Source organism: Mycobacterium sp., from assembly GCF_036273375.1.
In the GTDB taxonomy this organism is placed as follows: domain Bacteria; phylum Actinomycetota; class Actinomycetes; order Mycobacteriales; family Mycobacteriaceae; genus Mycobacterium.
Window position 1 is genome coordinate 87,734 of sequence record NZ_DASUHS010000238.1, and the last position, 12,048, is coordinate 99,781.

The 12,048-nt window shown below is 65.6% G+C and carries 10 protein-coding genes and 1 pseudogene; 8 read left to right on the forward strand and 3 right to left on the reverse strand.

The window, feature by feature from the left end:
- Positions 1-20 precede the first annotated feature (20 nt).
- Both VFW69_RS21120 and VFW69_RS21125 read left to right on the forward strand, forming a co-directional pair.
- A complete protein-coding gene (locus VFW69_RS21120) occupies positions 21-734 on the forward strand; it encodes a histidine phosphatase family protein (RefSeq protein ID WP_526504216.1) in 714 nt (237 codons plus the stop codon).
- Positions 735-789: 55 nt separating this feature from the next.
- Positions 790-2,802 (forward strand): SDR family oxidoreductase, encoded by a 2,013-nt coding sequence (locus VFW69_RS21125; protein WP_526504218.1) that lies wholly within the window; start codon positions 790-792, stop codon positions 2,800-2,802.
- Here the strand turns inward: VFW69_RS21125 and cmaA1 are convergent, their stop codons facing one another.
- The gene (gene cmaA1, locus VFW69_RS21130; protein WP_526504220.1) at positions 2,803-3,690 is read right to left on the reverse strand and encodes a cyclopropane mycolic acid synthase CmaA1; all 888 of its coding nucleotides are present in this window, start codon (positions 3,688-3,690) and stop codon (positions 2,803-2,805) included.
- 32 nt (positions 3,691-3,722) lie between these two features.
- Here cmaA1 and VFW69_RS21135 point away from each other — a divergent pair, with 32 nt between their 5' ends.
- From VFW69_RS21135 to VFW69_RS21160, 6 genes are all read left to right on the forward strand, one after another.
- The gene (locus VFW69_RS21135) at positions 3,723-4,757 is read left to right on the forward strand and encodes a nucleoside hydrolase (RefSeq protein ID WP_526504222.1); all 1,035 of its coding nucleotides are present in this window, start codon (positions 3,723-3,725) and stop codon (positions 4,755-4,757) included.
- Positions 4,754-5,206 (forward strand): hypothetical protein, encoded by a 453-nt coding sequence (locus VFW69_RS21140; protein WP_526504224.1) that lies wholly within the window; start codon positions 4,754-4,756, stop codon positions 5,204-5,206. The genes VFW69_RS21135 and VFW69_RS21140 overlap by 4 nt, the downstream gene beginning before the upstream one ends.
- 117 nt (positions 5,207-5,323) lie before the next feature.
- A complete protein-coding gene (locus VFW69_RS21145) occupies positions 5,324-6,505 on the forward strand; it encodes an alpha-hydroxy-acid oxidizing protein (protein WP_526504226.1) in 1,182 nt (393 codons plus the stop codon).
- A gap of 489 nt (positions 6,506-6,994) precedes the next feature.
- Positions 6,995-7,708: a GAF domain-containing protein gene (locus tag VFW69_RS21150; protein WP_526504228.1), complete on the forward strand. Its 714-nt coding sequence runs from the start codon at positions 6,995-6,997 to the stop codon at positions 7,706-7,708.
- 64 nt (positions 7,709-7,772) lie between these two features.
- Positions 7,773-8,540 (forward strand): GAF domain-containing protein, encoded by a 768-nt coding sequence (locus tag VFW69_RS21155; RefSeq protein ID WP_526504230.1) that lies wholly within the window; start codon positions 7,773-7,775, stop codon positions 8,538-8,540.
- Between the two features lie 37 nt (positions 8,541-8,577).
- Positions 8,578-9,273 carry an ANTAR domain-containing protein gene (locus tag VFW69_RS21160; protein WP_526504232.1) on the forward strand — a complete coding sequence of 232 codons (696 nt, stop codon included), beginning with the start codon at positions 8,578-8,580 and terminating at the stop codon, positions 9,271-9,273.
- Positions 9,274-10,101: 828 nt separating this feature from the next.
- Here VFW69_RS21160 and VFW69_RS21165 read toward each other — a convergent pair.
- Positions 10,102-10,929, reverse strand: a pseudogene (locus VFW69_RS21165) (alpha/beta fold hydrolase); the annotation flags it as partial.
- 715 nt (positions 10,930-11,644) lie between these two features.
- On the reverse strand, positions 11,645-12,048 hold a 404-nt coding region (locus VFW69_RS21170), incomplete at its 5' end, for a fatty acid desaturase family protein (RefSeq protein ID WP_526504234.1).

The following is a 12,048-nucleotide window of genomic DNA, read 5'->3' on the forward strand; positions in this document are numbered from 1 at the left end:
CGGCAGGGCAGGCTATCGACATGCCCAAGCGCAGCATGATCCGGAAAGCCGCGGTAGCGCTCGCTGCGCTCACCGCCACGATGATCGTCGCCGGCTGCGGTGGTTCCCCGCAGGCCAAGTCCATCACCGTGACATTCATCCGGCACGCCCAATCCGAGGCCAACGTCGGCGGCACCATCGACACCGAGGTGCCGGGGCCGGGCCTGACCCCGGAGGGTAAGGGGCAGGCCGAACAGCTCGCGCACCAACTTGGCCGCAAGGACTACGACAGCGTCTACGCCTCCACGATGACCCGGGCTCAGCAAACCGCCGCCCCGTTGGCTGCCGAGCTCGGCAAGCAGGTGGAGGTCCTGCCCGGCATCCAGGAGATCAACGCCGGCTGGTACAACGGCAAACCCGAGTCGATGGCGAAGTCGACGTACATGCTGGCGCCGGTGAACTGGATCAACGGCGACGTGTCCGACAGCATCCCCGGTTCGGTCAGCGGCAAGGAGTTCAACGACCAGTTCACCGCGGCGATCAACAAGATCTACAACAGCGGCCACCACAACCCGGTGGTGTTCTCGCACATGAACGCGATCATGGTGTGGACGCTGATGAACGCGCAGCACGCCAAGGACAGCCTGATGAACAGCCACCCGATTCCCAACACGGGCCACGTGGTGATCAGCGGTAACCCGATGACCGGCTGGACGCTGGTCGACTGGGACGGGATCCGCGACTTCCACAACTAGTGGCGTAGCCGGGATCACAGTTGACGTGCGCGGCTGCCACCGCCACCATGTCTTCATGCGGTATGTCGTTACCGGCGGTACCGGGTTCATTGGTAGCCGTGTCGTGTCTCGTCTTCTGGAAACCCGTCCCGATGCGCAACTGTTTGTGCTCGTGCGACGGCAGTCGCTGGGCCGCTTCGAGCGGCTCGCCGAACCCTGGGGCGAGCGGGTGAAGCCGCTGGTCGCCGGGCTGCCGGAGCTGGAGCTGAGCGACGAGGTGCTCGCCGAGCTGGGCGAGATCGACCACGTGGTGCACTGTGCGGCGATCTACGACATCACCGCCGGCGAGCCCGAGCAGCGGGCCAGCAACGTCGAGGGCACCCGCGCGGTGATCGGGCTGGCGCAGCGGCTGGACGCGACGTTGCACCACGTGTCATCGATCGCGGTGGCCGGCGATTTCGCCGGCGAATACACCGAGGACGATTTCGACGTCGGCCAGCAGCTGCCGACGCCGTATCACCAGACCAAGTTCGAGGCGGAGCTGCTGGTGCGCTCGGCGCCCGGACTGCGTCATCGCATCTACCGCCCGGCGGTGGTGGTGGGCGATTCACGCACCGGCGAGATGGACAAGGTGGACGGGCCGTACTACTTCTTCGGCGTGCTGGCCAAGTTGGCCGTGCTCCCGTCGTTGACCCCGATCCTGCTGCCCGACACCGGCCGCACCAACATCGTCCCGGTCGACTACGTCGTCGACGCACTGGTCGCGCTGATGCATGCCGACGGCCGGGACGGACAGACATTCCACCTGACCGCCGAGAAAACCATTGGCCTGCGCGGCATCTACCGCGGCGTGGCCAAGGCGGCCGGGCTGCCGCCGCTGCGCGGTTCGCTCCCCCGCTCGGTGGCTGCCCCGGTGCTCAAGGTGCGCGGACGCGCCAGGGTGGTGCGCAACATGGCGGCCACTCAGCTCGGCATCCCCGCCGAGGTGTTCGACGTCGTCGACCTGGCCCCCACCTTTGTCAGTGAGAAGACTCGAAACGCCCTGCAGGGCACCGGCATAGACGTTCCGGAGTTCTCCAGCTATGCGCCCAAGCTATGGCGGTACTGGGCAAAGTACCTCGATCCGGACCGGGCGCGCCGCGACGATCCTCAGGGACCGTTGCAGGGCCGGCACGTCATCATCACCGGCGCGTCCAGCGGCATTGGCCGGGCGGCGGCGATCGCTATCGCCGAGCGGGGCGCAACCGTGTTCGCGCTGGCCCGCAACGGCGAGGCACTGGATGCGCTGGTCGCCGAGATTCGCGCCAATGGTGGTGCCGCCCATGCCTTTACCTGCGATGTCACCGATTCCGCGTCGGTGGAACACACGGTCAAAGACATCCTGGGGCGCTTCGACCACGTCGACTACCTGGTGAACAACGCCGGGCGGTCGATCCGCCGCTCGGTGGTCAACTCCACCGACCGGCTGCACGATTACGAACGGGTGATGGCGGTCAACTACTTCGGCGCGGTGCGGATGGTGCTAGCGCTGTTACCGCATTGGCGCGAGCGCCGATTCGGTCACATCGTCAACGTGTCGAGCGCCGGCGTGCAGGCCCGCAATCCCAAGTACAGCTCCTACCTGCCGTCCAAGGCCGCGCTGGACGCATTCTCTGACGTGGTGGGTTCGGAGGTGCTGTCCGACCACATCACCTTCACCAACATCCATATGCCGCTGGTGCGCACGCCCATGATCGTGCCGTCCCACCGGCTCAACCCGGTGCCGGCGATCAGCCCCGAGCGCGCCGCGGCGATGGTGGTGCGCGGCCTGGTGGAAAAGCCGGCCCGCATCGACACTCCGCTGGGCACGCTCGCCGAGGCCGGCAATTACTTCGCGCCGAGGACCTCGCGACGCGTTCTGCATCAGCTCTATCTCGGCTATCCCGATTCGGCCGCGGCGCGCGGGCTCACCGCCGAACCTGCGCCGACGCCGGCTGCTCGCACCGCACGGCGCAAGCCCAGCCGGCCCGTGCGTGCCGTCACCCGGGGCATCCGGGCATCCGGTCCAGTCAAGCGGCTGGTCCGCCTGGTGCCCGGCGTGCACTGGTAGTCATTTCTGCAGCGTGAACTGGTTGACGTCGGTGTATCCGATCCGGAATGCGTCTGCACAACCGGTCAGGTACTTCATGTACCGCTCGTAGACTTCCTCGGACTGCACCGCGATGGCCTCATCCTTACGGGCTTGCAGTGCAGCAGACCAGATGTCGAGCGTCTTGGCGTAGTGCGGCTGCAGCGACTGCACGCGGCTCACGGTGAAGCCGTTCGCGGTGGCGCGCTCCTCCACCATTGGTATCGACGGCAGCCTCCCGCCCGGAAAGATCTCGGTGACAATGAATTTGATGAATCGGGCGAACGTGAACGAAAGCGGCATCCCGCGCTCGGCCATCTCCGTCGGGTGCAGCCCGGTGATGGTGTGCAGCAACATGACCCCGTCGTCGGGTAACAGGTCATGCGTCAGGGTGAAAAACGCGTCGTAGCGCTCGTGCCCGAAGTGTTCGAAGGCGCCGATGCTGACGATTCGGTCTACCGGCTCGTCGAACTGCTCCCAGCCCTCCAGCAGGACCCGCGCCGAACGGGGGCTACCGGACTGGGCGATCAGCTGTTCTACGTGATCGGCCTGGTTGCGGCTCAGGGTGAGGCCGACGACGTTGACGTCGTACTTCTCCACGGCGCGCATCATCGTGGCGCCCCAACCGCAGCCGATGTCGAGCAACGTCATGCCCGGCTGCAGGCCAAGTTTGCCCAGCGCGAGGTCGATCTTGGCGATCTGTGCCTCTTCCAGCGTCATGTCTTCGCGCTCGAAGTAGGCGCAGCTGTACGTCCGGGTCGGGTCCAGAAACAGCCGGAAGAACTCGTCGGACAAGTCGTAGTGGGCCTGCACATCGTCGAAGTGCGGCGTTAGATCAGTTCCCTCGGGGGGCTCCGACGTCGTTGGCATCGTGTCAGCCTAACCCCGGTATCTTGGAAGCAATGAACTCGCCCGTTTTCGTCGACGTCGATACCGGCGTGGACGATGCACTGGCGCTGATGTACCTGTTCGCCAGCCCCGACGCCGAAGTGGTCGGCATCGCCTCGACCGGGGGAAACGTTGGGGTCAAGCAGGTTTGCGAAAACAATCTGGGCCTGCTGGAGCTGTGCGAACGCACCGGCATCCCGGTGTCCAAGGGTGCCGGACAGACCCTGACCGGACCGATGCGGCTGCCGTCAAAAGTCCACGGTCCCAGGGGGTTGGGCTACGCCGACCTGCCGCCGGGCTCCCGAGGCCTCACCGACTACGACTCGGCCGGCGCCTGGGTGCGCGCGGCGCGCGGCTGGCCCGGTGAGCTGATCGGCGTCGCGACCGCGCCGCTGACCAACCTGGCGCTGGCACTGCGCGCCGAGCCCCAGCTGCCCACGCTGCTGAAGCGGCTGGTGATCATGGGGGGTTCCTACGATCACCGGGGCAACACCACCGCGGTGGCGGAGTGGAACATCAGCGTGGACCCCGAGGCGGCGGCCGAGGTGCTGGCCGCCTGGTGCCCGGAAGTCGTTGGGCGACAGCGGCTTCCGATCCTGTGCGGCCTTGATCTGACACGCAAGGTCGCGATGACGCCCGATCACCTGGCGCGACTGGCGGCGGCCGCGGAGTCGACGACGACGCAGCTGAGCGAATACGACGCACCCGGGACCCGGTCGATGGCGTCCAACCCGCTGATTCGGGTGATCGAGGACGCGATGCGGTTCTACCTGGAGGCCTATCACGAACTCGGCCACGGGTATCAGGCACACATGCACGATCCGTTGGCCGCCGCCGTCGCACTGGATCCCGAGCTGGTCGCGACGCGTCCGGCGACGGTGGACATCGAGCTGACCGGGACCCTGACCCGCGCCATGACGGTGACCGACTGGTCGGACCGTCGAGAACCCAACGCGCTCATCGGGATTGATGTGGACGCGGCGGTATTTTTCGATCGGTTCATCGAACGGGTGGGATTGTTTGCACATCAATTAGGGAGTGTCCGATGAAGATTCGTGCGATCGAGCTGATCCGGGCGGGGTGGGGCGCTGTGCTGCTGGCCGCCCCGACCGAGGTGCTCGACCACATCCACGGGGTGCAGGTCGACCGCAAGGCGCTCGTCGTCACCCGGATCCTGGGCGCACGCCACCTGACCCAGGCGCTGCTGTCGGGAATCAATCCCGGCCCGGAGGTGTTGGCTGCCGGGGTCTGGGTCGACACCGTGCACTCGGCGACAGCGCTCGGCCTGGCCGCGCTCGACCGGCGCCGCGGTCGCGGTGGGGTGATCGACGCCGTGGTCGCGGGGTCGTGGGCGGTTTTGGGCTGGCGCCACCTGCGCGCCGGCAAGGTCCGGACCGACGGTGTGCGCGGCCGCGACCGGCTGGCCCGCACCGTGGTGGGCGCGCTGCCCGGCGGTCGCGGGCTGATGGCGCGAGCGCAGGCGGTCCGCGGCGAATAACGCCACGTGAGGGTGCGGTATCCGCAAAGCGAAACGCAGTCGTCCAACGTTTCCGGCGTTGGGGGCCGGATCCTCGAGCGCTCGTTTGGTGATCCGAGCACGGGGAAGTCAGCGCCTATGGCTTTCGCCGATTATCAAAACGAGCTGTACGACCAGTCGCTGCACGGCAATCAGCCGCAGTACCCGATCAGGTTCGAGGAGCTGGAGAACAAGGCGACGGCGGCGATGACGCCGAAAGTGCTGGGATACGTGGCCGGCGGCGCGGGTGACGAACACACCCAGCGCATCAACTGTGAGGCTTTCAAGCGGTGGGGGTTGTATCCGCGCATGGGGATCGCCCCCGAGCAGCGCGATATGTCGGTCGAGTTGTTCGGCATCAGGTTCGGATCCCCGATATTCATGGCGCCCATCGGCGTCATCGGGGTGTGCGACCCGGACGGCCACGGGGACATGCTGTGTGCGCGGGCCTCGGTCCGCACGGGTGTGCCGTTTTTCGTGGGGACACTGTCGGCCGACCCGATGGAAGACCTCGCCGCCGAACTCGGCGATAGCCCGGCGTTTTTCCAGCTGTACACGCCGCCGGACCGCAAGATGGCCGCCAGCCTGGTGCACCGGGCCGAGGCGGCCGGCTTCAAGGGCATCGCCGTCACCCTCGACACGTGGGTCACCGGCTGGCGCCCCCGCGACCTGAAAGGCGGGAACTACCCGCAGGTGCCCAGCGGCTGCCTGGCCAACTACACCAGTGATCCGGTTTTTCGCGCCAACCTGAGCGGGGAGGAAGACGCCACCGAGGCGGCGGTGCGCAAGCTGCCGATCTTCGGTGGGCCGTTCCGGTGGTCGGACCTGGAATGGCTGCGGTCCGAGACCGGCCTGCCGCTGATGGTCAAGGGCATCTGCCATCCCGACGACGTTCGCCGCGCCAAAGATATTGGTGCAGACGGCATTTACTGCTCCAACCACGGCGGCAGGCAAGCCAACGGCGGGCTGCCCTGCTTGGATTGCCTGCCCGCGGTGATCGAGGCCGCCGACGGGATGCCGGTGCTGTTCGACTCGGGCGTGCGCGGCGGCGCCGACATCATCAAAGCGCTGGCGCTGGGCGCGACCGCCGTGGGGATCGGCCGCCCCTACGCCTACGGTCTGGCGGTCGGTGGCGTGGACGGCATCGTGCATGTGCTGCGTTCGCTGCTGGCCGAAGCGGATCTGATCATGGCCGTCGACGGATATCCCTCGCTCAAGGATCTGACCCCCGACGCGTTGCGGCGCGTCGAACATGTTGGGGAGCCTGATCTTTCACATTAGCCGTAGTGCCGTGTGGCCGTGGCGCGACGAACTCGGGCCAGCGTGTTTCGCACTCGAAGTCCCTTCAGCAGCAACGCTTTGCGTGTCAGAATATGGGTTCGTTCGTCGGGTCGGTCGCGCCGGTAGCGCTTTGCTTGGGCACCCGTCGGGTCGGTCGCGCCGGTAGCGCTTTGCTTGGGCGCCCTTCGGGCTGGACGCGCCGAGTGTTTACCGCACCGCCGCACAGTGACACGCATGAACCAAGCGGATCAGGATGGTGTTCAATCGCGGCCCTTCTGCGCTGGTTCAGCGGTATGGTCAATGAGTGAGCCGTGAATGCTCGGGCATTTCACGGTTGACGTCCTGGGCGTGACCTTCTCAGACGCCGCCGATGTGGTTGCTGCGTTGGGTCGGTCGGGCAAGGGTCGAGGTGCGATGATGAAGGCATGTCAGCGTTAGTGCGCCGTCGCGGGTTGTGCCGTGATCGCGGCCGTGTCGGGCCGGTGTGAGGTGGCGGAGCCAATCGAGCAGCGGCTGCTCAGCGCGATAGGCGGGCGGCGCGGCGTGGCGGCCGCTGACCGGCTGTGTGAGGCGTGTGCGCAGCTGTTGAGCGTGGACGGGGCGGCTATCTCGTTGGTCTTTGACGGTGCCAATGTGGGCACGTTGGGTGCCAGTGACGCCCGGGCACGGATGTTTGATGAGTTGCAGTTCACCATGGGTGAGGGGCCGTGTCTGGATTCGGTGGCAGCGCGCGGTGTGGTGATGGTGGCCGATCTGGCCGATCCTGATGAGCTGCGCTGGCCGGGGTACGGGCCGGTGATGTTGGCCCATCAGGTTCGCACGGTGTATGCGATGCCAGTAGTGGTGGCCGGCGAATATGTGGGGGCCCTGGACCTGTTTCGGGCCGATCCGGCTGTCTTGGATGCTGAACAGATGGCCACACTGGTGATGGCCGCCGAATTGGCCCAGATGCCGGTGCTGGATCTGCTCGCCGCGGATTTTGAAGCCGCGGTCGCTGACCCTGGTAGCGATGCGTGGAAGGAACTCAACACGCTCTCACGGGCCGAGGTCAGCCAGGCCACCGGGATGGTGATGGCCCAACTCGGTATCGAGGCCGCGGCGGCGCTGGCGCGGCTACGCGCACATGCCTATGCAACCGCTCGAAGTGCCACCGAGGTGGCCCGCGATATCCTGGATCGAACCCTGTACTTGGAGGCCGACTAATGTTTCCCGCCTTCCGCCTCTGCCGCCCCGGCCATTATGGATATGTGCAAGGGGGTGTTTGCTCGTGACCGAGTCACCGCGTGAAACCCGTGTCCTGGATGCGGTGGTGTCGCTGGTGGACAGCCTGCTCGAGGACTTCGACGTCATCGAATTGCTCACCGAACTGACCGAGCAGTGTGCACAGCTACTGGATGTCGCCGCGGCGGGCTTGCTGCTGGCCGACCCACGCCACCGTTTGCATCTGATGGCGGCCACCTCAGAAAGTTCTCGTGACCTTGAATTGTTCCAATTGCAGTCCGACGAAGGACCGTGCCTGGACTGCTACACCAGCGGGCAGTCGGTTTCGGTGGCGGACTTGGCGGAGGAAAAGACGCGATGGCCCCAGTTTGTTGAAGCCGCCACAGCAGAAGGTTTCGGCTCGGTGCACGCGGTGCCGATGCGCGCGGGCGGTGCCGTCTTAGGGGCGCTGGGATTGTTCGGCACCAACGCCGGGGAGCTCAACCACGCCGATCTGTTGGTCGCCCAAGCCTTGGCACACATCGCCACCGTGGCGATCTTGCAAGAACACCCAGCCACCCCGGTGACCGTTCTGCCTTCCTTACGGACCGCGCTGACCAGCCGGATCATCGTGGAACAGGCCAAAGGGTACCTGCGTGAACGCCTCAACGTCTCCGTCGAAGACGCGTTCGGGTTGCTGCGCCGACACGCGCGCGACCAGGGCGAGCATCTGACCGAGGTGGCCCGGCTGCTGATCCACGACCCGCCACAGCGCGACACGATCCTGTCGGCGCTGCGCCGCGACAGCACCGCACCCTCGGGACCCCAGACGTGAAAGTTCACCAATGGCGCCCATCACAGCGGATTCTGCGATGACGACCGATACGCCTCCAGCCCTCGCTGCTCAGCTGGCCGCGCTGGTCGCGGATCTGCACCGACACGATGCGGGCATGACCGTCGAGTTGAACAAACTCATCGACAGCGCCGGGCGTAATGTGCCCGGTGCCCAGTACGTCGGCATCACCTCGGCCCACCGCCAACGCGGGGTCCGCAACGTGGTGGCCACACACCGCTATGCGGCCGTATTAGACGAAATCCAACACCACCACCAGCAGGGGCCTTGCCTCACGGCGGCCTGGGAACACGCCGTGGTACGGATCAACGACCTCACGCTGGATGAGCGTTGGCCGCACTACCAACGTGACGTACTCGATCAAACCCCGATCCGGTCGGTGTTGGCCTTCGAGCTGTTCACGACCAGCGATGCCATGGGGGCACTGAACTTCTATGCCGATCAGCCCCGCGCGTTCAGCGAGGACTCCGTCGAGCTCGGCCTGGTCTTTGCCACCAACATCGCCTTGGCATGGGTCGTGCTGGAGCGCAACGAGCAATTCCGCAGCGCGTTAGCCTCCCGCGATGTCATCGGCCAGGCCAAAGGCATGATCATGGAGCGCTACCGCGTCGATGCCGTGCAGGCGTTCGAACTATTGAAAAACCTCTCGCAGCAATCCAACCTCAAACTGGCCGAGGTGGCCCAGCGGCTCATCGAGACCGAACTGCCACGATGACCTCTTCATCGCAGCGGTGAACGGGCCCCGACAGCCACAGTGCGCGCGGGGTTAACTACTTGTCCGATTCCGCACTGTCCCGAGGCGTTTGTGCCTTGAGCGCTGTCGGTGAGCAGCCTGTCGATGCTTGCGGGCAGCGTCTTGGTGGCCGCTGCCCCGCCGGCCTCCGGCTTGTGCCGCCCATTCGTGGCCTTGGGCCACCATCTCTTCATAGGTCTGGGCGGCGCCCCATGGTCAGCTCGGTTCTCATCGTCAGCTTGATCACCATGATGCGCAGATCGCGCGCCGGCGCGATCGCCTGCTGATTGATTCACCCCAGTCACGCGAGCCCGCCACCAGACTCCCGGCGCGCCGAGCGTCCGGGGTGGGGTGCGGCACACGATCGGATGGTGCTCAGCAGATTAGCGAGTCGTTTTCCGGGCCGTACCGTACCCGAACCGGGTGATCCAGCGCGGCGACGCTGGGATCGCCGCCCAGGCCACGCAGTTCCAACAGGTGCCCCCACCGGTCTAGGGCCTGTGCCCGATGCGGTGACAAACGGTCGTCGTTGCCGCTGGCCAGATCGGCCAGAGCGCGCCCGAGATCGCCTGCAGCAATACCGGTTTCGTGGACCGCGGTGCTGAATTCGCTGGCCGCTTCGGTCTGCGAACATCCCCGCAACCCCATGAGCACCCCGATCCCCACCTCGATCTGCCAGCGGGCCGCGAGGGCTTCGACCACACTGCGCTGCTGCGGGTCACGGCCGGGGCTTTTGTCGCTGCTGTCGAAACCTTTTTGGGGTCGCCGTTCACGATTCGCCGCCTGCTGGGGTACCTCATCAGCGCTGCCGGCGATGAACTCCTCGATCGCGGCGACCACCGCGCCGGGGTCTTGGACCTGCGGGAAATGCCCCAGACCGGGTAGCACGACCAGCTGGCTGCCCGGCCGCGCAGCGGACACCCCGTAGCCATGATCGACGGGGATGATCGGGTCGTGGTCACCCCAGATCACCAAAGTGGGCACCTCAGTGCGCAGCCGCAAGCGGCTTAATGCGCTGACCGATTGCCCGCGGTAGTCGACGACCGAGCGCAGCGTGCGCAGAAACGCGGCACGAGTGGGCGCATCCGAGAGCGAACTGTAGGCCGCCCAGATCTGCTCGGCTCGTGGAGAGCCCCGCCCCGCCGCAGTCAGCCAGGAGCGCATCCGGTTACCGATGGCCAGCACCGCTTTCGGCGCAATGACCGGCAGCCAGAATTCGGCTCCCGGTGCGGCCAGCAGCCGCAAGATCCAGCCCACGTCGGGGCCCAGTCCGCCGCTGCTGACCAGGATCAGGCGCCGGCAGTACTCGGGGTGCTGGTAGAGGAACTGCATGGCGACTCCCCCGCCCAGGGAATGCCCGACGATGGTGGCCCGGCTGATCCCCAACTCGTCACACAAGTCCCGCAGCCCGGCGGCGAAGGCACCCAACGAGTAGTCGGTGCGCGGTTTGGCGGACTGACCATGCCCGAGCAGATCAGGCGCAATCACCCGATAACGCTCACCCAGTTGCGCAATCACCGCCTCCCAGCTCTCGGAGCTTCCAGCCATGCCGTGCAGCAACACCACGGCTTCACCGCGGCCTTCCTCCCGGTAGGCGACGCGCTCACCGTGCAGCTCAACATATTTGACGTCATTCACGAAAACCCCTTCACTTCCCAACCCGGATAACCACCGGCGTTCCTCCCAAACCCCACCAAGCTGGGGCATCGGTGTGTTTTTGCTCGCAACTCACGGGTGGTGATGACTGACGACCAATGACGATTTGAGTAGCAACCAGCTTGGCGTTTGACGCAAGGGTGACTCGGGTAGAAATTTGTTGCGGCAAACCGAGCCAAATCCGAGCCGGCGTTCCGATAAGTCGGTGAGTAGCCGCTCGACATCGTGATCGACTCACCACCGTAGTGCGAGCTTTGAGAACCCCAGAGCGCACCATAGGGGGCACGGGCTGAGCCTGCCCCGCACCGACTCGAACATTTGCCGGAATACGGCCATCACCAATATGAAGGAAACTCACATTGTCCACATATGGAACACCGCAACAATTCCGTTCCACGTCCAGGCTCCGCGAGCGGATACTGTCAATGATTGCCGGTGCGCTGAGCATCCTGGGCCGCGAACCGCACGAAATCGCGGCCCAGCGTGAAAGGGCCAGCGACCAACCCGCTCGGGCCAAGAATCCCAATTTAGTCCGCGCTGCTAACAGGTACTCGACCTACGGCCGGTTGACCTCTCAGCAGGACATCATTGAATCCCGTTGTCGCGCAATGCTCACGAGCTAGAAGTCTGCCCAACCAACGCCCTCGCGAAGGCGCGATGGACCTCACCTGGGGCTGCTTCCCTGGCTGTCACTGGGTCAGCGGGTGTCGCCCACAATTTTTGTCTGATGTCGCTTCACGCCCGGCATCCCGGCGGTTGCGGTCGGAAACCGGTCCGGCAGCGCCAGCTTGTGGATGGTGCGTACCGTCTGCAGGTATTGACTCAGCAGCGAACCGGTGGTGTAAGGCAGGTCGAACTTCTCGCACACCGCCCGCACCCGTAGGGCGATTTGGGCGTATCGGTTGCTGGGCAGGTCGGGGAAAAGATGGTGTTCGATCTGATAACACAGGTTTCCGCTGGCGAACGCGAGTAGCGGACCGGCGTCGAAGTTCGCGGTACCCAGCATTTGGCGTAGATACCACTCTGGTTTGCTTTCCTCTTCGACCACGGCCGCGCTGAATTTTTCCGCGCCGTCCGGGAAGTGTCCGCAGAAGATCACCA